The organism is Mesorhizobium sp. WSM4989 (assembly GCF_029625795.1).
Classification (GTDB): domain Bacteria; phylum Pseudomonadota; class Alphaproteobacteria; order Rhizobiales; family Rhizobiaceae; genus Mesorhizobium.
Map to the genome: position 1 here is coordinate 1,485,093 of NZ_JARTVN010000001.1, position 22,955 is coordinate 1,508,047.

General features: G+C 65.1%; 23 protein-coding genes and 1 pseudogene. 16 read left to right on the top strand and 8 right to left on the bottom strand.

What is annotated here, in order from left to right:
• Positions 1 to 44: 44 nt before the first annotated feature.
• Positions 45 to 722, bottom strand: a complete 678-nt coding sequence (locus P9217_RS07240; protein ID WP_095777416.1) for a GntR family transcriptional regulator — start codon at positions 720 to 722, stop codon at positions 45 to 47.
• Between the two features lie 126 nt (positions 723 to 848).
• Between P9217_RS07240 and P9217_RS07245 the strand changes: the two genes are divergently transcribed.
• The 10 genes and pseudogenes from P9217_RS07245 (at position 849) to P9217_RS30410 (ending at position 10,392) form a co-directional block, all read left to right on the top strand.
• Positions 849 to 1,436: an amino acid synthesis family protein gene (locus tag P9217_RS07245; protein WP_067328500.1), complete on the top strand. Its 588-nt coding sequence runs from the start codon at positions 849 to 851 to the stop codon at positions 1,434 to 1,436.
• Positions 1,429 to 3,222, top strand: coding sequence for an alpha/beta fold hydrolase (locus tag P9217_RS07250; RefSeq protein WP_278086320.1), 1,794 nt, complete (start codon positions 1,429 to 1,431; stop codon positions 3,220 to 3,222). The genes P9217_RS07245 and P9217_RS07250 overlap by 8 nt, the downstream gene beginning before the upstream one ends.
• The gene (locus P9217_RS07255) at positions 3,219 to 4,256 is read left to right on the top strand and encodes an LLM class flavin-dependent oxidoreductase (protein WP_127248478.1); all 1,038 of its coding nucleotides are present in this window, start codon (positions 3,219 to 3,221) and stop codon (positions 4,254 to 4,256) included. Before P9217_RS07250 ends, P9217_RS07255 begins: the two co-directional genes overlap by 4 nt.
• A gap of 22 nt (positions 4,257 to 4,278) precedes the next feature.
• Positions 4,279 to 5,751: an aldehyde dehydrogenase gene (locus P9217_RS07260; RefSeq protein WP_278086319.1), complete on the top strand. Its 1,473-nt coding sequence runs from the start codon at positions 4,279 to 4,281 to the stop codon at positions 5,749 to 5,751.
• 65 nt (positions 5,752 to 5,816) lie between these two features.
• Positions 5,817 to 6,821, top strand: a complete 1,005-nt coding sequence (locus P9217_RS07265; RefSeq protein WP_067328491.1) for an ABC transporter substrate-binding protein — start codon at positions 5,817 to 5,819, stop codon at positions 6,819 to 6,821.
• A 61-nt stretch (positions 6,822 to 6,882) separates the two neighbouring features.
• On the top strand, positions 6,883 to 7,743 hold the full coding sequence (locus P9217_RS07270; protein WP_278086318.1) for an ABC transporter permease: 861 nt from the start codon (positions 6,883 to 6,885) through the stop codon (positions 7,741 to 7,743).
• A 1-nt stretch (position 7,744) separates the two neighbouring features.
• Positions 7,745 to 8,545, top strand: coding sequence for an ABC transporter permease (locus P9217_RS07275; protein WP_278086317.1), 801 nt, complete (start codon positions 7,745 to 7,747; stop codon positions 8,543 to 8,545).
• Positions 8,542 to 9,621 carry an ABC transporter ATP-binding protein gene (locus P9217_RS07280; protein ID WP_278052636.1) on the top strand — a complete coding sequence of 360 codons (1,080 nt, stop codon included), beginning with the start codon at positions 8,542 to 8,544 and terminating at the stop codon, positions 9,619 to 9,621. The genes P9217_RS07275 and P9217_RS07280 overlap by 4 nt, the downstream gene beginning before the upstream one ends.
• A 299-nt stretch (positions 9,622 to 9,920) precedes the next feature.
• Positions 9,921 to 9,992: pseudogene (locus tag P9217_RS30405) on the top strand (hypothetical protein); the annotation flags it as partial.
• An 88-nt stretch (positions 9,993 to 10,080) separates the two neighbouring features.
• Positions 10,081 to 10,392 carry a DAK2 domain-containing protein gene (locus tag P9217_RS30410; RefSeq protein ID WP_336618889.1) on the top strand — a complete coding sequence of 104 codons (312 nt, stop codon included), beginning with the start codon at positions 10,081 to 10,083 and terminating at the stop codon, positions 10,390 to 10,392.
• Between the two features lie 88 nt (positions 10,393 to 10,480).
• Here P9217_RS30410 and P9217_RS07290 read toward each other — a convergent pair whose 3' ends face one another.
• Positions 10,481 to 11,338 carry a LysR family transcriptional regulator gene (locus P9217_RS07290; protein WP_278052633.1) on the bottom strand — a complete coding sequence of 286 codons (858 nt, stop codon included), beginning with the start codon at positions 11,336 to 11,338 and terminating at the stop codon, positions 10,481 to 10,483.
• Positions 11,339 to 11,466: 128 nt separating this feature from the next.
• Here P9217_RS07290 and P9217_RS07295 point away from each other — a divergent pair, with 128 nt between their 5' ends.
• From P9217_RS07295 to P9217_RS07305, 3 genes are all read left to right on the top strand, one after another.
• A complete protein-coding gene (locus P9217_RS07295) occupies positions 11,467 to 12,549 on the top strand; it encodes an amidohydrolase family protein (RefSeq protein WP_278086316.1) in 1,083 nt (360 codons plus the stop codon).
• An 11-nt stretch (positions 12,550 to 12,560) separates the two neighbouring features.
• Positions 12,561 to 12,914: a Rieske (2Fe-2S) protein gene (locus P9217_RS07300; protein WP_066994002.1), complete on the top strand. Its 354-nt coding sequence runs from the start codon at positions 12,561 to 12,563 to the stop codon at positions 12,912 to 12,914.
• Positions 12,915 to 13,213: 299 nt separating this feature from the next.
• A complete protein-coding gene (locus P9217_RS07305; protein ID WP_278086936.1) occupies positions 13,214 to 14,143 on the top strand; it encodes a dihydrodipicolinate synthase family protein in 930 nt (309 codons plus the stop codon).
• Between the two features lie 14 nt (positions 14,144 to 14,157).
• Here the strand turns inward: P9217_RS07305 and P9217_RS07310 are convergent, their stop codons facing one another.
• The 5 genes from P9217_RS07310 to P9217_RS07330 are packed head-to-tail and all read right to left on the bottom strand — an operon-like array spanning position 14,158 to position 19,802.
• Complete coding sequence (locus P9217_RS07310) at positions 14,158 to 14,820, bottom strand: TetR/AcrR family transcriptional regulator (protein ID WP_278086315.1); 663 nt, start codon at positions 14,818 to 14,820, stop codon at positions 14,158 to 14,160.
• Between the two features lie 52 nt (positions 14,821 to 14,872).
• On the bottom strand, positions 14,873 to 15,397 hold the full coding sequence (locus P9217_RS07315) for a hypothetical protein (protein WP_278086314.1): 525 nt from the start codon (positions 15,395 to 15,397) through the stop codon (positions 14,873 to 14,875).
• On the bottom strand, positions 15,390 to 18,269 hold the full coding sequence (locus P9217_RS07320; RefSeq protein ID WP_278086313.1) for a sarcosine oxidase subunit alpha family protein: 2,880 nt from the start codon (positions 18,267 to 18,269) through the stop codon (positions 15,390 to 15,392). Before P9217_RS07320 ends, P9217_RS07315 begins: the two co-directional genes overlap by 8 nt.
• A complete protein-coding gene (locus P9217_RS07325; RefSeq protein ID WP_067322843.1) occupies positions 18,266 to 18,535 on the bottom strand; it encodes a sarcosine oxidase subunit delta in 270 nt (89 codons plus the stop codon). The genes P9217_RS07320 and P9217_RS07325 overlap by 4 nt, the downstream gene beginning before the upstream one ends.
• A 13-nt stretch (positions 18,536 to 18,548) precedes the next feature.
• A complete protein-coding gene (locus P9217_RS07330; RefSeq protein WP_278086312.1) occupies positions 18,549 to 19,802 on the bottom strand; it encodes a sarcosine oxidase subunit beta family protein in 1,254 nt (417 codons plus the stop codon).
• A 356-nt stretch (positions 19,803 to 20,158) separates the two neighbouring features.
• Here P9217_RS07330 and P9217_RS07335 point away from each other — a divergent pair, with 356 nt between their 5' ends.
• The 3 genes from P9217_RS07335 (at position 20,159) to P9217_RS07345 (ending at position 22,212) form a co-directional block, all read left to right on the top strand.
• Positions 20,159 to 20,599 (top strand): hypothetical protein, encoded by a 441-nt coding sequence (locus P9217_RS07335; protein WP_066993921.1) that lies wholly within the window; start codon positions 20,159 to 20,161, stop codon positions 20,597 to 20,599.
• A gap of 9 nt (positions 20,600 to 20,608) precedes the next feature.
• Positions 20,609 to 21,193, top strand: coding sequence for a hypothetical protein (locus P9217_RS07340; RefSeq protein WP_245307477.1), 585 nt, complete (start codon positions 20,609 to 20,611; stop codon positions 21,191 to 21,193).
• A 254-nt stretch (positions 21,194 to 21,447) separates the two neighbouring features.
• Positions 21,448 to 22,212 (top strand): pseudouridine synthase, encoded by a 765-nt coding sequence (locus P9217_RS07345; protein ID WP_095799402.1) that lies wholly within the window; start codon positions 21,448 to 21,450, stop codon positions 22,210 to 22,212.
• Between the two features lie 12 nt (positions 22,213 to 22,224).
• Here the strand turns inward: P9217_RS07345 and P9217_RS07350 are convergent, their stop codons facing one another.
• On the bottom strand, positions 22,225 to 22,806 hold the full coding sequence (locus tag P9217_RS07350) for a histidine phosphatase family protein (RefSeq protein WP_278086311.1): 582 nt from the start codon (positions 22,804 to 22,806) through the stop codon (positions 22,225 to 22,227).
• Positions 22,807 to 22,955: the final 149 nt, after the last annotated feature.

The following is a 22,955-nucleotide window of genomic DNA, read 5'->3' on the forward strand; positions in this document are numbered from 1 at the left end:
TGGGCGAAAGCGCGTCGCCTGAATCCGTTCCAGCGCGACACGCTTTAGAGAGGGTCAAGGCGGAGTTTGTCCCGGGCGATCTTCCAGGCGGATTCGACGTGGCGCCGTGCCGCGGCTTCCGCCTCCTGCGGCTTACGCGCCCGGATCGCATCCATAATCGCGTTCATCTCGGCGATCGCCGGCTCGCGACGGTTTGCCGAGGCGATCGTCATCGAACGCAGCTGGTTGATGCGCACATTCAACCCGCTGACGATCTCCCAGGCGACACGCTTGTCCGCAGCCTCGAAAAGCGCTTCGTAGAACTTCGTCGTCGCGCGCATCACTGCCGGCGGCTTGCCCGAGGCCCAGGCCTCGAAGAGCTCGCCGAGGGCGTGCTCCAGTACGGCCAGTTGGCCATTGGTGGCCGATTGCGCGCAGGCGCGCGCCGCGATGCCCTCGAGCAAAGCCCTGAGCTCATAGATCTCGTCGGTGCGGCCGATATCCGGTTTGGCCACAGCCGGACCATGCCCGGGGATCATCTGCACAAGGCCTTCAGCCTCCAGCTGCCGCAGGACCTCGCGCACAACCGATCGGCTGACGCCGAGCTGGTCGCAAAGCGGCCGCTCGACCAGCCTTTCGCCGGGCTGGAAATGAAAATCCATTATGGCCTCGCGCATGCGCTCAAGGGCCAATGTTCTCAAGGTTTTGGCGCTGCGATCGATGCGAAGCGTGTCGTCCTGCATGTCTCTGCTCCCTTGGCCGCCACGAAAACAGATTCCATGGCAGGTTGACAAGGTATTTGGTGCTCCATACTATGGTATACCATAAGACGACAGGCGTCTCTCGAGCGCCACCTGACAGAGGTTTCCATGCAGCCGGCCATTCGCAAGATCGTCACTTACAGCGAGAACACGCTGATCGAAGGCGGCAAGGCAGCATCCAAGCCGCTGCGTCTGATCGGGGTCGCCGCCGTGCTGACGAACCCCTGGGCGGGTCGCGGCTTCATCGAGGATCTTTCGCCCGAGATCCGCGCCTTTGCGCCGGTGCTTGGAGAAACCCTGACCCGCGAGATCGTTGCCGCCGCCGGCTCGGCCGAGGCGATCGAGGGCTACGGCAAGGCCGCGATCTGCGGCACGTCGGGCGAGATCGAGCATGCCTCGGCGCTGATCCACACACTGCATTTCGGCAATCACTATCGCCGCGCCGTCGCCGCCAAGACCTATCTCGCCTTCACCAATCTGCGTGGTGGACCGAACACACCGATCATGATTCCGCTGATGGACAAGAATGACGAGGGCCGCCGCTCGCACTATTTGACCGTGCATTTCCAGATCGGCGACGCACCGGCGCCGGACGAGTTGGTCGTGGCGCTCGGTGCTTCGATCGGCGGCCGTCCTCACCATCGCATCGGCGACCGCTATCAGGACCTCAAGGAAGTGGGCGACCTGCATGGCTGACGCCGTCGCACCTGGATGGACCCGGGCAGCCGCGCCCGACGGAACCGGCTTTATCCGCGCCGGATCGGGCGCGCCGGTGCTGTTCATCCACGGCGTCGGCATGAACGCGACGATCTGGCAGCCGCAGATCCAGCGGATGGCTGACCGCTTCGACCTGATCGCCATCGACATGCTTGGCCACGGCCGCTCGCCGCTGCCGCCGCAGGAGCCGGAACTCGCCGACTATGCCGCGCAGGCGATCCGGCTGCTCGATCATCTCGGCCTCGACAAGGCGTCCGTCGTCGGTCACTCGATGGGGGCTTTGGTCGCGCAGGAACTCGCGCTGCTAGCGCCGGAGCGCATCCGCCGTGTCGTGTCGCTCAACGCCGTGTTCCGTCGTCCGCCTGATCTGGCCCAAGCCGTGCTCGAGCGCGCGGCGGCGCTCACCGGCCACGGCGATGCGGCGGGGGTCGCCCAGACCATCGCCCGCTGGTTCGGCGATCCGGTTCCGGCCGAGCTCACGGCGGCGGCCGAGAAGGCGGCGGCAGCGTTGAGCGAGGTCGATCCCGAAGGCTACGCCCGCACTTATCGCCTGTTCGCCCGTGCCGACCGCGACCACGCCGAGCGCCTGCAGACCCTGGCCATGCCGGCCCTGTTCATCACCGGCTCCGAGGACAAGAACTCCTCGCCGGCAATGTCGGCCGCCATGGCCAGGCTCGCGCCGCATGGCCGCTGCACCGTTCTCGCCGGCCAAAGGCACATGATGGCGGTGGCGGCACCGGATCTCACCTCACGATGCATCGCCGAGTTCCTGAACGAAGGTGAAAGCCTGGAGCAAGGAGCAGCAGCGGACGCCAGCTTCGACAGCGGCGAGTTCCGGCGTGCGCTCGGCTCCTTCCTAACAGGCGTCACCATCGTCACCACGATCGGCGCGGAAGGCGAGCCGCGCGGGTTCACCGCCAACTCGTTCACATCGGTGTCGCTTGATCCGCCGCTGGTGCTGGTCTGCATCGCCCACAAGGCGCTCGGTCATCCGGTGTTCGCGACATCGAAGAGCTTCGCCATCAACATTTTGAACGAGACCCAGAAAGCGGCCTCCGGCATCTTCGCCTCGAAGGCAGCGGATAAATTCGCGTCGGTCGACTGGCGCCCGGGGAAGACCGGCAGTCCGGTTCTCGACGGCTCGGTCGCAACCTTCGACTGCGATATGGAGCGGTTGGTCGAGGCGGGCGACCATTCGATCCTGATCGGCCGCGTCCGCGACTTCCAGCACAATACCTCGCAGCCTCTCGGCTATTGCCGCGGCGCCTACATCACGCCCGGGCTCAGTCAGGAGGCGCTGGCCGCCGCCCAGCCCGGCACCGATGTCGGCGCCATCCTCGAAAACGGCGGCCGTATCCTGTTCCTCGAAACGCCAGACGGCTTCCTCGAACTGCCGCGCGGCCGGGGGCTGGGCTCGGCAAGCGACGGCAAGAGCCTCAACGGGCTTCTGGCCGCAAAGGCCATCGAGGCCCAGCTCGGCTTCCTCTTCGCCGTATGGGACGACGCGGGCAATCCCTCGCGCACCCATGTTTACTATCGCGGTACCTTCGACGTGCCGGCTTCCAGCGATCGCGGCATCCGGCTGATCGACATCGACGCGATCGACGGCTTGAAGATCGCCGATCCGGCCATCCGCTCGATGCTCACCCGCTATGTGCGCGAATGCACTGAAGACGCATTCGGCGTCTATGTCGGCAACGAGGTCGAAGGCGAGGTAAGGCCGCTCGCCAGGACCGCCGCCCTCAATACAGGTGACCAGGGATGAAGTTCTCGCTCTTCGTGCATATGGAACGCTCGGATCTCGCCAAGCCGCATTCGGAGTTGTTGCGCGAGTTGGGTGAGCTGGTCCTGCTGGCGGAACAGGCGGGCTTCGAGACCGCCTGGATCGGCGAGCATCACGGGATGGAGTTCACCATCTCGCCCAATCCATTCATCAACATCGCCTATCTTGCGGCCAAGACCAGCCGCATCCGCCTAGGCACCGGAACCATCATCGCGCCCTTCTGGCACCCGATCAAGCTTGCCGGCGAGGCGGCGATGACCGACGTGATTGCCGGCGGCCGGCTCGACATCGGCATCGCCCGGGGCGCCTACAGCTACGAATATCAGCGCGTCTTCCCCGGGCTCGATGCCTGGGGCGCCGGGCAGCGCATGCGCGAGATCATTCCGGCGATCCGAGGTCTCTGGGACGGCGACTACGAGCACTCCGGCGAATTCTGGCAGTTCCCGCCAACCACCTCCTCTCCCAAACCCCTGCAAAAGCCCTACCCGCCGATCTGGGTGGCGGCGCGCGATCCGAACTCGCACGACTTCGCTGTCGCCAACGGATGCAAGGTCCAAGTGACGCCACTGGCGTCCGGCGACGATGAGGTTGCAAGCCTCATGCAGCGGTTTAACGACGCCTGCGCCGCGCATCCTGAAATCCCGCGTCCGGAAATCATGCTCTTGATGCACACGTTCGTCGCCGAGGACGCCGCCGATGCCGATCGGCTGAGCCAGGATCTGTCGAACTTCTACTGCCAGTTCGGCGCCTGGTTCCAGAACAAGAAGCCGGTGCACCAGGGCATTTTGGAACCGCTGAGCGCCGAAGAGATCGCGGCCATGCCGCAATACGCGCCGGACAAGATGCGCCAGAACCTGGTGATCGGCGAGGCGCACGAGGTGGTCGCGCGGCTGAAAGCCTATGAGACGCTAGGCTTCGACCAGTACTCGATCTGGATCGACAGCGGCCTTTCGCACGAGCGCAAGAAGAAATCGCTGCAATTGTTCATCGACCGGGTGATGCCGGCCTTCATCTGATCGCGAACGAACGGGCAAGGCCATGACCGACGCCGCATTCAGGAACTTCATCGACGGCCGCTTCGACGAGCCGTCGGCCAGCTTCGACAGCGTCGATCCGTCGACCGGTGCGCCATGGGCGAAGATGCCGGCTGCAAGCGAAGCCGATGTCGACCGCGCCGTCGAGGCCGCGCATCGTGCGCTGCGCACCGGCCCTTGGGCATCGATGACAGCAACCGCGCGAGGCAAGCTGCTGGTCAGGCTCGGCGACCTCGTGGCCGCCAATGCGGGCCGCCTGGCCGAGCTGGAGACGCGCGACACCGGCAAGATCATCCGCGAGACGCGCGCCCAGATCGCCTATGTCGGCGACTATTACCGCTACTATGGCGGACTCGCCGACAAGCACGAAGGCGCGCATGTGCCGATCGACAAGGCCGATCTCGACGTCACCATCCGCCGCGAGCCGATCGGCGTGGTCGCCGCGGTGGTGCCGTGGAACTCGCAGCTCTTCCTCTCGGCGGTCAAGCTCGGCCCGGCGCTTGCCGCGGGCTGCACGGTGGTGCTCAAGGCCTCAGAGGACGGCCCGGCACCGTTGCTCGCCTTCGCCGAGTTGGTCAGCGAAGCAGGCTTTCCGGCCGGCACCGTCAATATCCTCACGGGCTTCGGCCAGGAGTGCGGACGGCGCCTGACCTGTCATCCGCTGGTCTCGCGCGTCGCTTTCACCGGCGGCCCGGCCACGGCGCGCGCCATCGTCGGGAACACGGCGGAAAACCTCGCGCACACGACGCTCGAGCTCGGCGGCAAGAGCCCGGTCGTCGTCTTCGCCGACGCCGACCTCGACAGCGCCGCCAATGCGGTCGTCGCCGGCATCTTTGCGGCGACCGGACAGAGCTGCGTCGCCGGTTCGCGCCTGCTGATCGAGCGTACCGTAAGACAAGAATTCCTTGGTCGGTTGAAGCGCAAGGCCGAAGCGATCCGCATCGGCGATCCTCAGGATCCGGCCACCGAGATGGGGCCGCTCGCGACCCTGCGCCAGCGCGACCGGATCGAGACCATCGTGGCCGAAAGCCTCGCCGCCGGGGGCACGCTGGTCACCGGCGGCAGGCGCCCCGACGCCGGCGCCGGCTTCTACTATGCGCCGACGATCATCGATGCCGGTGATAGCAACCTGCCCTGCGTGCGCGAGGAATTGTTCGGGCCGGTGTTGAGCGTGCTCGCCTTCGACACCGAGGCCGAGGCATTGGCTCTAGCCAACGACACGCCCTTCGGTCTCGCCTCCGGCGTCTTCACCTCGAATCTCGGCAAGGCGCACCGCATGGCGCGCGACATCCGTGCCGGCGTCGTCTGGGTCAACACCTATCGCGCCGTGTCGCCGCTCGTTCCCTTCGGCGGCTACGGGTTGTCGGGTCTTGGCCGCGAAGGCGGGCTCGACGCCATCCGCGACTACACGCGCTCGAAATCGGTCTGGATCAAGACCTCGGACGAGCCGATTCCCGATCCCTTCGTCATGCGCTGAGAACGCATGCCGAGGGTGCAGCGACAAGAACAAGAAACGGAACAGAGAAATCAGAGGAGAATGACATGAGACTGATCTTAGCCGGCGTGCTCGCCGGACTGCTATCGGCAACCGCCGCCAAGGCCGACGAAATGGTATTCACCAGCTGGGGCGGCACCACGCAGGAAGCGCAGACCAAGTCCTGGGCCGAGCCGTTCGCGGCGAGCTCCGGCATCAAGGTGCTGCAGGACGGCCCGACCGACTACGGCAAGCTGAAGGCCATGGTCGACGCCAAGAACGTGACCTGGGACGTGGTCGACGTGGAAATGGATTTCGCCATCAAGGCCGCCAAGGACGGGCTGCTCGAGCCGATCGACTTCGCCGCCGTGCCGAAGGCCGATCTCGACCCGCGCTTCAGCAACGAGCACGCCGTCGGCAGCTTCTACTATTCCTTCGTGCTGGCCTGGAACAAGGGCGCCGTTTCGGGTGAGCCGACAAGCTGGGCCGACATGTTCGACACCAAGAAGTTTCCCGGCAAACGGACCTTCTACAAATGGTCGGCGCCGGGCGTGATCGAGATCGCGCTGCTCGCCGACGGCGTGCCGGCGGACAAGCTCTATCCGCTCGATCTCGAGCGCGCTTTCAAGAAGCTCGACACGATCAAGTCGGATATCGTCTGGTGGGGCGGCGGCGCGGAGTCGCAGCAGCTCATCGCTTCGGGCGAGGCTGCCTTCGGGCAGCTCTGGAACGGCCGTGTCTTCGCGCTCGAGAAGGACGGCGCCGATGTCGGCGTCTCCTGGAACCAGAACCTCACCGCCGCTGACGTTCTCGTCGTGCCGAAGGGCGCCAAGAACAAGGACAGCGCGATGAAATTCCTCGCCGCCGCGACCAGCCCGACCGGCCAGGCGAAATTCGCCGAGGCAAGCGGCTACGCGCCGATCAACACCAAGGCCAAGGCGGAAATGCCCGCCGACGTGGTGAAAGGGCTGCCCGACGCGCACGTCGAGGGTCAGATCAATCTCGACATGAACTACTGGGCCGAGCACCGCGACGAGATCGCCACGCGCTGGTACGCCTGGCAGACCAAGTAGCGCCACAGCAAGCCGGAGGCGCGGCAAGCCGCGCCCCCTTCGGGACGACGGGAACCGATCGATGCAAGCACACTCCCTCAGCCGCGGCTCGGTTGCCGGCCTGCCGGCCGGCAGCGGCGGCGCCCTGCCGGCCTTGGTGCTGGTCGGCCTGTTCTTTGTCGTGCCGGTGGTCGCGCTCTTGCTGCGCAGCGTCACCGATCCCGAGCTCGGCCTGCAGAACTATGCCGCGCTGTTCGGCAGCGGCACTTATGTGCGGGTGTTTCTCAACACCTTCCTGGTCGCGGCCGTCGTCACCGTCGTGACCATCCTCGTCGCGTTTCCGGTCGCCTGGGTGCTGGCGATCATGCCGCCGGCGCTCGGTTCGGTCGTCTTCGGCATCATCATCCTGTCGATGTGGACGAATCTCCTCACCCGCACCTATGCCTGGATGGTGCTTTTGCAGCGCACCGGTGTGATCAACCGGGCGCTGATGGGGCTCGGCGTCATCCAGGAGCCGCTGCCGCTCATCAATAATTTGACCGGCGTCACCATCGGCATGGTCTACATCATGCTGCCCTTCATGATCCTGCCGCTGGTCGGCACGCTGCGCGCCATCGATCCGATGACGCTGCGCGCCGCCGCCCTTTGCGGCGCAAGCCCGTCGCAGGCATTCCGCCGCATCCTGCTACCGCTGTCGCTGCCCGGCATCGCCGCCGGCGGGCTGATGGTCTTCGTCATGTCGCTCGGCTATTTCGTGACGCCCGCGCTACTCGGCGGCACATCGAACATGATGCTCGCCGAAATGATCGCCCAGACGGTGCAGTCGCTGCTCAACTGGGGGCTCGGAGGTGCTGCGGCCTTCGTGCTGCTCGCCGTCACCATGGTGCTCTACGCGATCCAATTGCGTATGGTCGGCGCCAGGCGCCTCGCCGGAGGGCTCTAAGATGCTGCTCGACTACGACCGGCTCGGATGGCTGCGTGCGGCGCTCGCCGGCTTCACTGCGCTCATCGCGGCTTTCCTTCTGTTACCGGTGGTCTTCATCGTCCTGTTGTCGTTCGGCTCGTCGCGCTGGCTGGCCTTTCCGCCACCCGGCTGGACGCTGAAATGGTATCAGGAACTGCTCGCCGACCCGGCCTGGGTCGACGCCGCTTTGACCAGCGCGAAGATCGCCGCGATGGCCGCCATCCTCGCGGTTCTGATCGGCCTGCTCGCCTCCTTTAGCCTGGTCAGGGGCGAGTTTCGCGGCCGGCAGCTCCTGCGCGGCCTGCTGCTGACGCCGATGGTGCTGCCGGTGGTGGTTTTCGCCATCGCCATCTACGCCTTTTTCCTGCGCATCGGGCTCGCCGGCACGACGATCGGTTTCGTCATCGCCCACACGATCCTGGCGCTGCCCTTCGCCATCATTCCGATCGCCACCGCGCTCGAAGGTTTCGACAAATCCATCGAGGACGCGGCGATCGTGTGCGGCGCCAGTCCGCTGCAGGCAAGGCTCAGGATCACCCTGCCCTCGATCCGCATCGGCATCTTCTCGGCGGCGATCTTTTCCTTCCTCGCCTCATGGGACGAGGTGGTGGTGGCGATCTTCATGGCGAGCCCGACCCTGCAGACCTTGCCGGTGAAGATCTGGGGCAGCCTGCGTGCCGATCTGAGCCCGGTCGTCGCCGCCGCCTCCAGCCTGCTCGTCGGCCTCACTCTCGCCCTGATGATCGTCACCGCACTCCTTCGCAGAAGACTGTCCAGATGACCCAGCCATTCCTGTCCATCCGCGCGGTGAGAAAGGCGTTCGGCGCCTTCGTCGCCGTCCACGACGTCACCATCGATGTGCCGAAGGGCGAATTCCTGACCTTTCTCGGGCCGTCAGGCTCCGGCAAGTCGACGACGCTCTATGCGATCGCCGGTTTCCAGGATCCGACGTCGGGCGACGTGCTTTTGGAAGACAAGTCGCTGCTTTCGGTGCCGTCGCACAAGCGCAACATCGGCATGGTGTTCCAGCGCTACACGCTGTTCCCGCATCTGAGCGTCGCCGAGAACGTAGCCTTTCCGCTGCGGGTGCGCCGCCGGCCGGATGCCGAAGTGAAGCGCAAGGTCGCCGATATGCTGGCGCTGGTGCGCCTGGAAAAATTCGCTGAGCGCTATCCCGGCGCGCTGTCCGGCGGCCAGCAGCAGCGCGTGGCGCTTGCCCGCGCGCTCGCCTACGATCCCCCGATCCTGTTGATGGACGAGCCGCTCTCGGCCCTCGACAAGAAACTGCGCCAGGAAATCCAGGCCGAGATCCGCCGCATCCACCGCGAGACCGGCGTCACCATCCTCTATGTCACGCACGACCAGGAAGAGGCGCTGCACCTTTCCGACCGCATCGCCTTGTTCAAGGAAGGCCGCATCGAGCAGATCGGCACCGGCGAGGACCTTTATCTCAGACCAGCGAGCGAGTTCGTCGCTGGCTTCATCGGCAATTCCAACTTCCTGCCGGCGGAGCACCTCGAAACAGAGAACGGCGTTGCCTTGGTGCGGTTGGCCGATGGCTCGATCGTCAAGGGCGTGAAAGCCACACAGGCGCTCGGCCGCGGCCAAAAGGCCAGACTGATGGTGCGGCCGGAAGCGTTCCGCCTGACCCCCATGGAGGGGAATGCATCGCTTGCCGTCGAGATCGTCGACACCGCCTTCTTCGGCGATCGCCGACGCGTCGTGGCGCGCACCGGGTCGGGCGACGAGATCGACGTCAGGCCAACTTCGGATACAGCCGAACCGGGCGGCACCGATGCCGCTTCGGGACGGCAGATTTTCTTCGATCCCGCTACGGCCTTCCTGTTTCCGGTCTGAAGCCGGGCTGGGTCATCCCCGCGACTGGCTCGCCGCCATCCAGTGCCACGTCGTCACAACCGCGACATGGCCGGCGCCTCGATCACCGTCATGCATCTCGATGACGAATTGCAACGCATGATCGACCATCCGTGCGACTGCGCCATGTTCCGGAGCTGAGCGAGATGGACTTCACGTCCGGGGATTTGAAAGCCCTTTTCGGCACTTTCTCCGAGCGGATGGCGACGGAACGCGACAGGCTCTGCGCGCTCGACGGAGTGATCGGGGACGCCGACCACGGCGTCGCCATGGAACAAGGCATGAAAGCCGCGGCCGAAGCGGCGCAAGCCGCCGAAGGCACGCTGCGGGATATATTCAATATCGCGGCCAAAGGCTTTCTCAACGCAGTCGGCGCCTCCTCCGGACCGCTCTACGCAACCGCGCTTTTGCGCGGTCAAGGCCGCGGGTCCGCGCGCATCGATGCCGACCGGCGAGTTGCGTACCATCATTGCGGCGATGCGCGACGGCATCGCCCAGCGTGGCAAGGCGGAACCCGGCCAGAGGACAATGCTCGACGCCTGGGGGCCGACCGCCGACGCGGCAGTCAATGGCCGCAACGCCGATGCCATAGCCGCCGCTGCCCGCCGGGGCGCGGAAGCGACGCGCGACATGATCGCAACCGTCGGTCGCGCCGCGCGTCTCGGCGAGCGCTCGCTCGGCAATGCGGACCCCGGCTCGGTCTCGGCCGCAATGCTGGTCGAAGAAATCTGCAGGGCGATAAAGATCGCTTAGGCGGTGTGCCGCCATGCGATCAGCACTTGCCAGCAGGCCTGCATTCGATACAGGAGGCGCTTCAGCCGTTTACGATCGATTGTATCGATCAACTCTCCAGCGACATGACGGCAAGGTGAAGCGCGCGGACGCCCTTCTTAATGATCGGCTCATGTCGGCGTCGGGCGAGGACCGCCGTGTAGACGGGCTGATGCAGAGTTGGAGCTTCTTCCACGATGTGGGAGGGGCGCTCGGCGGCGAAGCGTCGCGCATCGTCGGCGCGCATGTAGCATGTGCCGCCGGCCCGCCGCAGCATATTGTCCGCAAGCGTCTCGGAGCCCATCGAAAGCCGGCACGCAGTCAGGTTTGGCAGCGCCTCGGCATGAGCCTTCTCGAGCACCACCGTGTAACCCGGCCGGATGTAACTGTCGGGGCTTACATCGCAAAGCCTGCGCGCCGTGGTCGAGACCATCACATATTCCTCGACCATGAGCTGGTCATATGTGATCTCGGGCAGGTAGCGCGGAGCATAAACAACGGCAATATCGAGGTTTCCCAGGCTTAGATCCGATATCATCTGCGGCGAATAATCGGATTCGACGTGGATCGAGGACCGGGGCAAGACTTGCAGCAGCATTTCCAGCCAACCAGGCAGGATCGAGCGGGTCATCCCGACCTGGGCAGCGACCCGTAGGCTGCCCTCGAACCTGTTGAAGGCGCGCACATCGTGACGCGCCTGGGACCAGGTCGACAGCATCGACCGCGCATAGGCCTCAAACCGCCGCCCTGCCGCCGTCGGCTCGGCACCGGCGCGGCCGCGGTGGAAGAGCTCGGATCCAACGGCGGTTTCTAGATTTTTGATACGGGTGCTGACCGTCGATTGCGTCAGTCCGAGGCGCTCCGCCGACCGGTTGAAGTTCCGCGATTCGATGATGTCCAGAAAGGTCTCGACCTGTTCCAGCTGCATGGGCCAGCCAATCGATTTTTACGATCGTATCGGCCCGATCATACGCTTGATCCAAACACTGACAAGGCGGAAGTTCGATGCAGGAATCCAGAGGCGTTCAGCGGCGCCCGCATCATCAAGAGGGACAAGTGTTCATAGTCGATTGCGATTGCCACAATTACTGGTCCAGCGCGACGGTGCTGGAGCCCTACCTGTCCGGCGTCTGGAAAGACATGTTCATCGAAGGCGAGAAGACCGGCCCCGTCGGCGCCTTTCCGCACGGCCATCGCCCCTGGTTTCATCCGCAGGATTTCTCCCGGAAGGACGTGCGGCCGAAGGTCGAGGCGGACAATTACCTGATCATGAAGGAGAAGCACCTCGATAAATACAATATCGGAGTGGCAATCCTGACTGGCGACGAGCCGATCGAGGCTTCGACGCTGGCAAATCCCTATTACGCCAGCGCGCTGGTAAGCGCCTATAACGACTATCAGATCAATGAATGGCTGCCGAAAGACAGCCGCTTGATGGGCTCCATCGTCATCGCGCCGCAGGACCCACGCCTTGCGGCGGCGGAGATCCGGCGGCTCGGCGCGCATCCCCGGATGGCGCAAGTTCTGGCCTCCCAAGGCTCGGTGCGGCCGTATGGCGATCCGTTCTATCACCCGATCTTCGAGGCCTGTGCCGAGGTCGGCTTGCCGTTCGCCATACATCTTGGCGGGCATGGCGGCATCAACTGGAATGCCGTCGCGCCCGCGCCCACGACTTTCTTCTGGGAGACCCATGCGATCCTGCACATGTCGGCCATGTCGCATGTCGCGAGCATGATCGCGCATGGTGTGTTCGAAAAATGGCCGGATCTTTACTTTGTCGTCATCGAGTGCGGCATCGCCTGGGTGCCGTCGGTGCTCTGGCGACTTGACGCCGACTACAAAGCCCTGCGCAAGGAGACGCCATGGCTGAAGATGCTGCCGTCGGAATATTGTCGACGCAACATACGCTTCTCCACGCAACCATTGGAGCAACCGTCGAACGCCAAACACCTCTGGGCGATCCTGGAGGCGATGGACGGGGAGAACACGCTGCTGTTTGCGTCCGACTACCCGCATTGGGATTACGATGACGTCAACACGCTGCACATCCCGCCGGAATGGCGCGGCAAGGTGCTCGGCCAGAATGCGCTGGACGTCTACAAGCGGATCCCCCGCCCGCAAGCCGCCGCGGCAGCGTGACGAGGACCCAAATGGCCGAGAAGACGTATATTTGTCGCGCCGACGAGATCCAGGTCGGGACGCCATTCATCGCCAAGGTGCGCAGCCTGTCGATCGGCGTGTTCCGGATCGGCGATAGTTTCCATGCGCTGCTGAATGTTTGTCCTCACCGAGGCGCTCCGCTTTGCGAAGGGCCGCAATGCGGAACGACCGCTCCCGTCGAGGGACCCGAATTCATCTACCACCGCGAGAACGAAATCGTTCGCTGCGCCTGGCATGGGTGGGAGTTCGACATCCAGACGGGTGCGGCCCTGGTCAACCCGTCCGTTCGCGCGCGGACGTTCCCAGTCACCGTCGAGGCCGGGAGCATTTACGTGACGGCCTGACCAGAGCGGCGCGCGCCTTGGCGACCGGTTAGGCGCCGTTACCCGAAGCAGCCGTCTTATGCGCCCGGCTCTTGGCATGCTGCTGCTGGCGCCGATCGCATCGGCATCCGCTGCAATAGGCCGCTGACGGTCGGCGGCGGTTTTTTCGCGACAAACCGCTGGGCTATGGCGAAGACGCATTTGCGGCTTGGCAGGTCAACATGTGGCGTTAGAAATGGGAAGCTGGTGCCGACCGGCGATACGGCATGCGTCCCTTCTATGACGCCTCCGCCGGCCACACCCCAACCAAGGAGCATTCCATGACCTGGAGCGGCGTGTTTCCAGCAGTGACGACCAAGATGCAGGCTTCCGGCGCAGTCGACCTGAAAGCCACGCAAGCCAGCATCGAGCGGCTTGTTCAGAACGGCGTGTCGGGCGTAATCGTCCTGCCCATGCTTGGCGAGAATGCCACGCTGACACAGGCCGAGCGCGATGCCGTGGTTGCAGCAGCCAGGGAAGTCGTGGCGGGACGGGTGCCGCTGCTCTCCGGTCTTGCGGAATTGTCCACCGACGACGCGGCCGCGGCGGCTCGCAACTACCAGAAGCTCGGAGCCGAGGGGCTGATGACCTTCCCCAGTCTCGCCTATCGCACCGACCGCCATGAGACCGTGGCATGGTATAAGACCGTGGCCGAGGCCAGCGATCTGCCGGTGATGATCTACAACAATCCGCTCGCCTACAGGGTCGACGTCGACGTCGAGACGCTGAAGGCGCTGGTCGATGTTTCCGGCATCGTCGCCATCAAGGAAGAGACCGGCGATATCCGCAGGGTAACCGACCTGTTCAACGCCTTCGGCGACCGTTTCGACATCTTTTGCGGCGTCGACGATCTTATCCTTGAAAGCCTGACGCTCGGTGTTGTCGGCTGGGTGTCGGGCATGACCAATGCATGGCCGGCCGAGTGCGTATCGCTGTTCAACGCCGCCCGCGGCGGCGATTATGCGGCAGCGCTTCCGCTCTACCGGCTGATGACGCCGGCATTTCATCTCGATACGGACGTCAAGCTGGTGCAGTACATCAAATTCGCCGAGCATCTGGTGTACAGCGCTCCGGAACACGTTCGAAAGCCGCGCCTGCCGATCGGCGGCGAGGAACGGTCGAAAGTGGAAGCGGTCATCAGGAAGACGATTTCCGATCTCGCAGCGCTGAGGTGTTTGACAAACGAAGGTGACGGCGCTGCGGACCGCTGAGCAGTCGGCCGTGGTCAACTGCCGGTTCGCACCCGTACCTTTTCGGCGAAGGCCTCCACCTCGCCTTGACGAGGTTGCTTGCCGGTGTGCGTGAACAGGTAGGCCGGCGTCAGAGACAGACGGTTGCTCACCGGCTCGACGATCTCGAGCGAGTAATAACCGATCTGCGTGAAGTACAGCACGCGCGCCCGCACGAAGGCTTCGGTGTCTGCGTAACCGTGCCGCAAAAACATCGCCCGGATGGCATCGACCCGCGCATCGTCTTCCTCGTTCACGATACGATGGACCTTGGCGGAGTGGCGCGACCAGGCACGCACCGCGAAATCCAAGCGCGGATTGAACAGCCTCTCATCCAGCCAGCACTCGAAGACATTGAGCACGGCCTCAGTTATCGACGCGGCGGGCCGGCCGGCCTGCTCGAGGATGAAACGGGTGTTGTTGTTGCGCCAATAGTCGAGAAGCTGATCGAGCAGGTCCTGACGGCTCTTGAAATACCAGTAGAAACTGGAACGGGAGACGTTCAGCTTCTGCCCGAGCGCGAGGACGCGCACCGCCTCCACGCCTTCGGAGATCAGCGTCTCCAGCGCGAGCTTCATCCAGTCCTCGCGCGTCACCTTGGTGTTGCCGATCAGACCGGACCGTCGCACGACTGCCTCTGCACTGGAATCCGAAAGCATCTCGGGCTGGCCAGGTTTGAATGCCGGCTAGATAGACCTGAAACCGCCCCCGCTAGAATACTTGCACCTGTTCGAGCCACTCCCAAAGATACGGGGCAAGGCCCCGGTCGACGTGCACCCGCGCCCGATCGGGGTTGCCGAACCGGTAGAAGAGAACGCCGGCGCCGGCAAAAAGGATCGAAGCCGAGGGACTTGCCTGCCTCGGATCGAGCGCCGTGCCCCTGGCGACCAGACCGGCCAATCCCGGCCCTTTCATCTCGAATACATGCAGCCCGGCATCCATGACCGTGACCGCGAAACCGGCCGCGTGCCAGCCGGCCGCGACGGGCAATGGCCGTTCGCTTACGGCGAGAATGCGATCGCGCGCGATGCGCACCATGTATTTGTCGCCATTGGCAACCGCGCCGGCACCGACACCTTCCCCCGCGAGACCCGAAGCCTGCGCCCAAGCCGTCAGGTCGCCGCTGACCAGAAGCTGCTTCAGCCCGTCCAATGTGCGCACGCTGATCCCGTCCGTGTTCAGGACCGCGGTGGTCCAGTCGGGCGCTGGGGGCCATTTTTCGGCAAGGTTACGCATGCAGGCGGCTCCCTTCCGGATCGAAGGCGCAGGGCGCGACGATGGTGGCCTGGCGCAGGACGCCGAGGTGCTGAACGTCGATCGTTTGGCCATGCCGTGCGGCACCCCGTTCGATGAGCGCCAGGGCGACGGGGCGGCCCAGGGTCGCGCTTTGATAGCTGGAGGTGACGAAGCCGATGCTCCGGAGCCGGTCGCCGCTTTTCTCCACACCATGCGCGCCGGTCGCCAGCGGCGCCTCGCCTTCGCCGACAGCCAGGCCGACAAGCTGATTGCGATCGGTTCGGCTCGCCGCTTCGGTGAAAAGCGAGCGCCGGCCGACGAACTCACCTGTACGCTTGGTCCGCGGTCCCGCGACGCCGAGGTCGTGCGGCATGACGTTGCCGTCGGTGTCCTTGCCGATGACGATGAAGCCCTTCTCGGCGCGCAGGATCATCAGGGATTCAAGCCCGAGCAGCACGGCGTCGAACGCGCGGCCTTCCTGCTGCATTCTTGCCCAGAGCGCCTCGGCCCGGTCGGCGCGGATGGAGATCTCGTAGCTTCGGTCGCCGGTGAAGGAGACCCGGGCAATGCGCACCTCGTCGCCGGCAAAGCGGCCGGCGGTAACCGCCATGTGCGGCAGGCTGGCATCGTCCAGCGCAGCACCCAGATCGAGCGCCTCTATCAGCCCGCGCGCTTTCGGACCCGAAATGGTCAAGGTGGCGTATTGCGCGGTGGCGTTGTGGATATAGACCGCATCGCGGCCGAAACGATCCTGCCGCCATTCCTCGAGACGCGCGTGGACAGCGGCGACATGCGACGACGAGCAGGAGACGATGAAGCGGTGCTCGTCGAGACGAACCAGGACGCCGTCATCGAAGACGACGCCATTTTCCGACAGCATGAAACCGTAGCGGCAATGGCCGGGTTTGAGGGTCGACATGGTGTTGTAATAGATGAAGTCGACGAATTCGGCCGCGCGTGGACCGATCACCTCGATCTTGCCGAGCGCCGAGCCGTCGAAGAGCGCAACGGACTGCCGGGCGCGCCGCGCATCCTCCTGGATCGTGGCTCCGGCTTCGCCGCTTCCGTAATAGGCCGGCCTCAGCCAGCCGCCATATTCCTGGAACACTCCGCCTGCTGCGCGATGGTTTGCCTCCAGCGGTAGGCGACGGACCGGGGCGTGCATGCTGCCCCGACGCGCTCCCGCCAGGCTGGCGAACGGCACAGGCGTGAAAGGCGGCCGGTAGGTGGTGATGCCGACATCCGAGATGGCGCGGCCGGTAGCCGCGGCCAGCAGCGCCAGACCGTTCAGGTTCGACGTCTTGCCCTGGTCGGTCGCCATGCCAAGGGTCGTATAGCGCTTCAGGTGCTCGACGGAGACAAAATTCTCCCGCGCCGCCAGTTCGACGTCCTTGGCGGTGACGTCGCTCTGGTAGTCGATCCAGACGCGGCCCTTGGCTTTGGGCTTCGGCCACAGGCTGACGACGCCAAGCGTTCTTTCCTCGCCAGTGCTGCGAGGTGCCGGCGGCGCCGAGCCGAACCCGCCGAGGGCCGCCAGGCCGCTGGCCAAGGTCTCGGAAAGCGAGACCGTGCCGGCGACGGCGCCGGCTACGCCGATCGCCTCGATCGCTTCTGCGGGAATGAAAGCCGACAGTTGATCGCTCCAGGCGAGCTTGCCTTTTGCCTGCGAGAACAGATGCACGGTGGGTGTCCAGCCGCCCGAGACGAGCAGGCAATCGGCCGCAAGGGCGGTACCGTCGTCGAGCAGAACACTCTGAACGGCGTTGCGGCCGCGCGCCGCTGCAATGGCGCGTCCGGCGAGGGCCCGAATACCGCTCTTCGCCTGTACGCCACCCTCACGCCGGCAATCAACCACCGTCACCGAAGCGCCGGCCGCAGCCAGCGCCGAGGCCGGCTCGTAGGCGCTGTCATTGTTGGTTGCGACCACGATCTGCCGGCCGACAAGGACGCCATGCCTGCGCAGGTAGCTCAACGCCGCGTCAGCGGAGAGTATGCCCGGAAGGTCGTTGTTGGCGAACGGGACCGGCCGCTCGATCGCGCCCGTCGCCAGCACGATGCGGCGCGGGCGCACGCGCCACAGCGTGTCGGGTCGGCCGTCGCGGTGAAGCTGGTTGAGCGCGACCAGATTGTGATCATATAGGCCGAAGGCGGTCGTATCGCTGAGCACGAGATGCCCACTGCTCTTCAGCCGGGCCACCGTCGCATCGATCCATGCCGCACCCTTGACACCGTCGACTGCGCCTGCACGGTGGCGCAGCGACCCGCCGGGATGCGTCCGCTCGTCGACCAGCACGACCGAGTGCCCGGCTGCCGCCGCGCCGGCAGCCGCGGCGAGGCCGGCCGGTCCGGCGCCGACCACCAGGACGTCGCAATGGTGATTGAGATGGTCCGAGACGTGACGCGGCTTCCAATTGCGGTCGACGACGCCGAGCCCGGCCATGGCGCGGATGCGCGGCTCGAACAGGTGCCAGTCCGGCCACATGAAGGTCTTGTAGTAGAATGCGGCGGGCAGGAAACGGGCAAGGCGGTCCAGCATCGCGTTGCGGTCGGCCAGCGCCGTCGGCGACGCGTTGACGCTCTTGACCGTGAGGCCGTCCCGCGCCGGCACGGTCGTTGCCCGCGCATTCGGCGCGCGGCCGCCGGCGCTTTCGACATCGATCAGCGCGTTGGGCTCCTCCACGCCGGATCCCCAGATGCCACGCGGCCGATGATATTTGAAGCTGCGGCCGACGATCGCCCGGCCGCTCGCCAGCAAGGCAGACGCGATCGTGTCGCCGGCAAAGCCGTCGACGCGCGTGCCGTCGAAAGTGAAGCTCAGCGGGCGGGCCCGATCGATGTCGCAGCCGCCATTGGCAAGACGCGAAGCGCTCATGCGCCATGCTCCGCGTCGCCGAGCACGGAGGAACCCGACACCTTGTGATTGACGCTGTCGCGGCTCATCGCAAAGCACTCGCCGCAGGTCAGGTGCATCCAGATCTCGCGAGTCGGCCCCTTCGGGTTGTTGCGCATATGGAGATAGCCGGCCCAGCGCTCGGCCGTCACGTCCCCGCCGTCGGGCCGCAAATTGCCGGCCTCGCCGCCATAGTGAAACTCGCTTTCTTCGCGCGGCCCGCAGAACGGACAGGGAAAGAGCTGCATCTTTTCTACACCTTCAATGGGCAATGCCGGAGCCGGCAGCCTCGTCGATCAGCCGGCCGCGGGCGAAGCGGTCGAGATCGAAAGGCCGGCTGATGTCGTGGTGCCTGCCGGTGGCAAGCAAATGGGCAAGCAGCGTGCCGCCGGCGGGAATCGCCTTGAAGCCGCCCGTGCCCCAGCCGCAATTGAGGAAAAGCCCGGGCAGTGGCGATGCGCCGATGATGGGCGAGGAATCGGGGACGACGTCGACGATGCCTGCCCATTGCCGCATCATCTTCAGCTGGCCGAAGATCGGGAACATTTCGAGCATGCCTGCGATCACGCCTTCCAGCACCGGCAAGTTGCCGCGCTGGCCATAGGACGGGATGCGGTCGAGCGCGCCGCCGATCACCAGTTCGCCCTTGTCCGATTGGCTGACATAGACGCCCGTATCCGGCGAGATCACCACCGTGTCGATGATCGGCTTGACCGGCTCGGACACGCAGGCCTGCAGTGCATAGGAATTGACCGGCAGCCGGAATCCCGCCTTCGCCGCCAGCACCGAGGAGTGGCCGGCCACCGCCATCCCCGTACGCTCGGCCCGGGTTGCGCCGCGCGACGTGACGACCCCACGGCAGCGCCCGTTCTCAATGATAAAGTCGCTGATCTCGCAGTTCTGAATGATGTCGACGCCGAGACGGCTGGCGGCGCGCGCATAGCCCCAGGCGACAGCGTCATGACGGGCCGTGCCGCCGCTCGGCTGCCAGGTGCCGCCATAGACGGGGTAGCGGGCATCCGGGCCGAAATTGTAGATCGGCACCACCCGGCGGACGTCCTCGACCGAGAACAATTCGCAATCGATGCCGTTGACCTGGATGGCGTTGACGGACCGGGCAGCGGTTTCCATTCCCGCTTCGCTATGCGCGAGGGTGAGAATGCCGCGCGCGGAAAACATCACATTGTAGTTCAGATCCTTCGATAGCCTTTTGTAGAGACTATGCGCCAATCCGTAGATCGCCGCGCTTTCAGGGTAGAAGTAATTTGAGCGGACGACGGTTGTGTTGCGGCCGGTGTTGCCGCCGCCGATCCAGCCTTTCTCGAGCACCGCCACATTGGTGACGCCGTGGTTCTTTGCGAGATAGTAAGCCGTGGCGAGGCCGTGGCCGCCACCGCCGACGATGACGGCGTCGTAACGCGGTTTGGGCTCCGGCGAGCGCCAGGCCTTCTCCCAGCCCGTCTGGCCGGCGACGCCTTCCTTGAATAGCGAAAGCGCTGAATAGTGCCTTGTCATGCGCTCAGGCCCGCATCACGTGAGCGATAGTGCAACGGGCCAAGAAACCTTGAGACGCCATATCGGCGGCGCAGTACCGAACCGGCGCAATCAACTCGCCCCGTCCTCGAAAGTCCATAACCCATCCCGTTCTGCCGCGGTTCGACAAAGTCGTCCACCTTCGCGCGGGGCGAACTTAGCTTGAATGGACACCTGTGTCCATTGAGGAATCGAGGCTGCGCCTCGCAGGGAGCGCGGCAACCGGCCATCTAAGCCAAGTGAAATGCATTTGCGCGTGTCAGGCGCATGGCGGATTTCATTTGCTTGGTGATCCTCCTCCCATGGGCCAAACTCCCGCCGGGCTGTCAGGAGGATAAATGAGAGCACGCGCAGCGACGGTCGGAGATCTCGAGGATGTTTTCCGCGGCCTGTCCAAGCGAATGTCGGACGAGTACCTGGCGGCCGGCAAGGACAGCAAGGCCGCCTACGACAATCTGATGATGAACCTGAAGGAAGGCCGGGCCCATGCGCTGGTCGAGGGCGCGCAGGCCGTCGCCTTTATCGCCTGGCATGAGCATGGCGACGCGGCCGACACGCTGTTTGCCGCGCAGGAGGACTTCTTCAGAGCGGCAACCGTTCGCTTCTGCAGGCGTCACATCCGCCACATCCAGGCGCTCGCCGGCAACCTGCCCGTGCACTCGCGCAGCTGGCTCGATGGACCGGACGTCGCAAAATGGTTTCGGCTCATCGGCTATGTCGAGCGGGGACAGGAGAATGGCGCCACCCTGTTCGAACTGCCGCCGGCGCCCAATGGGTGACACGGGTTATTGGCGCAGCGGCTTGCACCGCGCAGCAATTGGCGGGATGGTGTGGAAGGCAGCCGGGGGCGCTGGCAGGCCGGAGATGCATGGCTGCTGGAAATCAAAATGGTGCGAGCTTGTTTGGCCCTTGTCGCCCTTGTTGCCCTTGCGAGGCCAACAGAAGCAGGCGAGCGAGCGGCTCCTCTCTTCGACCGCTCCGATCTGGCGTCCGCGTATTCGGGTGAGTCCGACCTCGTAACCGCATATACGACCGGGATGGCCCGGTACCGTCTTCAGCTCATGGCGCGTACCGGCACCGCCAATCTCGCCGCCCCTCTCGAACCTTTGGCCCTGCGGCCGGAATTTCGCCAGCGGACATGGCGCTCGGCCGATGGCAGCCTGCTGCAGGGCTTCGCCGGCAAAGGCGGCTTCCGGCTGACTGTCGGCAACTGCCTTGCCCGCCTCTGCGCGGCCAGCGAATGCAGCGAGGCCGGCTGGCCGGTCTATGCCTGCAGCGACGGCCATAAGCGCAAGATGTCGGTGAAGAGCTTCGTGACGGCAACCTTCGACGGCGTCCCTTACCGGCGGTTGAGCGCTCCGCCGGAACCGTGATTTGATTGCGGTCGACGACGCTGCCGGTTCAGCAAAGTCAGGTACTCGTCACCACCCGAAACGCTGGCTGCACCGCTTCTCGTCACCGGAGCAGTCACATCAGCACGGGACCGCCAGCGAGCGTGGCGACCAGGCCGGCCGGGATCTGGCGCGGGATCAAGGTGCGGCCGATCTGCGAGCGAAAGGCAATGCGAGAAGTGCAAGCACGGCGGCCAGGTTGCGCCGGCGTTGCCCGGCATGGCATCTGTCGGCCGATGACACGCAAGCCCCTACGACAGCTTCCCGAATTCCCGCGACGACCGATCGCTGGAAAAGTCAGCCTCAACCGAGCGCTGTCGAAGCTAGGATTCTGCTCGCGCAAGCAGGCCGAACTGATGATCGCCGAAGGACGCGTGCGCGTTGCCGGCAAGGTGGCGCGCGATCCGTCGCTGCGCGTCGATCCGGATCGCGACCGCATCGCAGTCGATGGCGCACAGGTCGCCGCGGAACGAAAAGTGTATCTGATGCTCAACAAGCCGCGCGGGCTGGTCACCACGCGCGACGACCCCGACGGGCGCGGCACGGTCTATGACTGCCTTGCTGATCTTGACCTGCCCTTCGTGTCGCCGGTCGGCCGTCTCGACAAAGCGAGCGAAGGTCTGCTGTTGATGACCAACGACACGCGCTGGGCGAACGGCTTGCTCGATCCTGCCTCGCATGTCGCCAAGACCTATCATGTGCAGATTGCTTCCGCGCCCGACGAGAAGATGCTCGAGCGGTTCCGCCAAGGCGCTGTCGTCGACGGGGAATTGCTGACGGCGAGCTCGATCGCGCTCTTGCGCAGCGGCGGGCGCACGGCCTGGCTGGAGATCGTGCTCGACGAAGGCCGCAACCGCCAGATCCGCCGCATGCTCGGCGCCTTCGACATCGAGGTGCTCAGGCTGGTGCGGGTGGCGATCGGGAGGCTGCAGTTGGGTGATCTCGCGAAGGGCAAGGCGCGGCATTTAACGGCCGTGGAGCTGGCGATGCTTGCCGCTTAACAGGGGCCGGAACTACTTTTGGTTCCAGCGGCGGATGACCGGTTCGGTCAGGTCGTGCTCGTAGCCGAGGATGCTGAGGCTCGCGGTATCGAGGACGAAATGTTCGCCGCCTTCCGGCGGCAGGCTGATCCAGCGCGCCGCAAGCACGCGCAGGAAATGCGAGCTCGAGAAGATGAGCACATTGCCGGCCGCCGTCCGGATTTCGGCCACGATCGCATTGGCCCTGGCGCCGACATCGGTTGCCGTCTCGCCGCCCGGGCAGCCGTCGCGAAACAATTGCCAACCGGGGCGTCCGGCAAGGATTTCCTTCGTTGTCACGCCTTCATAGGCGCCGTAGTCCCATTCCTGCAGATCGGCCTTCTTGAGCGCGCGCTCGCCGAAGCCGGCCAGCCGGCAGGTGTCGAAGGCGCGCTGCGACGGGCTCGACCAGACCGCCTGGAAGGCCTGGTCCTTGAGGCGGTCGGCGACGCCGCGTGCGGCCTGTTCGCCTTTCGCGGTCAACGGAATGTCGGTGCGGCCGGTATGCTTTCCCGATGCGCTCCATTCCGTCTCGCCATGGCGGACAAGGTAGACCTCGGGAAACGCGCTGCTCATCCGCCGGCCCTCACGCTTGGATGCACCGGCAAGAATGCCGGCCCGCGCCACCCTATGCGGCGTCCGACAAAAAGAACAGGCCGCGGCGGAGCCACGGCCTGTTTCGGCTTGGGTGGACGCTCTTTGTCTGTGCAACTCCGGATCGAAGG

What these genes read in the sequence shown, in the direction of transcription:
- P9217_RS07330 (WP_278086312.1), bottom strand. Translation starts at nt 19,802, where the DNA reads ATGACAAGGCACTATTCAGCGCTTTCGCTATTCAAGGAAGGCGTCGCC.
- P9217_RS07345 (WP_095799402.1), top strand. Translation starts at nt 21,448, where the DNA reads ATGACACGCAAGCCCCTACGACAGCTTCCCGAATTCCCGCGACGACCG.
- P9217_RS07310 (WP_278086315.1), bottom strand. Translation starts at nt 14,820, where the DNA reads ATGCTTTCGGATTCCAGTGCAGAGGCAGTCGTGCGACGGTCCGGTCTG.
- P9217_RS07335 (WP_066993921.1), top strand. Translation starts at nt 20,159, where the DNA reads ATGAGAGCACGCGCAGCGACGGTCGGAGATCTCGAGGATGTTTTCCGC.
- P9217_RS07290 (WP_278052633.1), bottom strand. Translation starts at nt 11,338, where the DNA reads ATGCAGCTGGAACAGGTCGAGACCTTTCTGGACATCATCGAATCGCGG.
- P9217_RS07300 (WP_066994002.1), top strand. Translation starts at nt 12,561, where the DNA reads ATGGCCGAGAAGACGTATATTTGTCGCGCCGACGAGATCCAGGTCGGG.
- P9217_RS07245 (WP_067328500.1), top strand. Translation starts at nt 849, where the DNA reads ATGCAGCCGGCCATTCGCAAGATCGTCACTTACAGCGAGAACACGCTG.
- P9217_RS30410 (WP_336618889.1), top strand. Translation starts at nt 10,081, where the DNA reads ATGCCGACCGGCGAGTTGCGTACCATCATTGCGGCGATGCGCGACGGC.
- P9217_RS07280 (WP_278052636.1), top strand. Translation starts at nt 8,542, where the DNA reads ATGACCCAGCCATTCCTGTCCATCCGCGCGGTGAGAAAGGCGTTCGGC.
- P9217_RS07275 (WP_278086317.1), top strand. Translation starts at nt 7,745, where the DNA reads ATGCTGCTCGACTACGACCGGCTCGGATGGCTGCGTGCGGCGCTCGCC.
- P9217_RS07305 (WP_278086936.1), top strand. Translation starts at nt 13,214, where the DNA reads ATGACCTGGAGCGGCGTGTTTCCAGCAGTGACGACCAAGATGCAGGCT.
- P9217_RS07350 (WP_278086311.1), bottom strand. Translation starts at nt 22,806, where the DNA reads ATGAGCAGCGCGTTTCCCGAGGTCTACCTTGTCCGCCATGGCGAGACG.
- P9217_RS07250 (WP_278086320.1), top strand. Translation starts at nt 1,429, where the DNA reads ATGGCTGACGCCGTCGCACCTGGATGGACCCGGGCAGCCGCGCCCGAC.
- P9217_RS07325 (WP_067322843.1), bottom strand. Translation starts at nt 18,535, where the DNA reads ATGCAGCTCTTTCCCTGTCCGTTCTGCGGGCCGCGCGAAGAAAGCGAG.
- P9217_RS07315 (WP_278086314.1), bottom strand. Translation starts at nt 15,397, where the DNA reads ATGCGTAACCTTGCCGAAAAATGGCCCCCAGCGCCCGACTGGACCACC.
- P9217_RS07240 (WP_095777416.1), bottom strand. Translation starts at nt 722, where the DNA reads ATGCAGGACGACACGCTTCGCATCGATCGCAGCGCCAAAACCTTGAGA.
- P9217_RS07320 (WP_278086313.1), bottom strand. Translation starts at nt 18,269, where the DNA reads ATGAGCGCTTCGCGTCTTGCCAATGGCGGCTGCGACATCGATCGGGCC.
- P9217_RS07265 (WP_067328491.1), top strand. Translation starts at nt 5,817, where the DNA reads ATGAGACTGATCTTAGCCGGCGTGCTCGCCGGACTGCTATCGGCAACC.
- P9217_RS07270 (WP_278086318.1), top strand. Translation starts at nt 6,883, where the DNA reads ATGCAAGCACACTCCCTCAGCCGCGGCTCGGTTGCCGGCCTGCCGGCC.
- P9217_RS07255 (WP_127248478.1), top strand. Translation starts at nt 3,219, where the DNA reads ATGAAGTTCTCGCTCTTCGTGCATATGGAACGCTCGGATCTCGCCAAG.
- P9217_RS07260 (WP_278086319.1), top strand. Translation starts at nt 4,279, where the DNA reads ATGACCGACGCCGCATTCAGGAACTTCATCGACGGCCGCTTCGACGAG.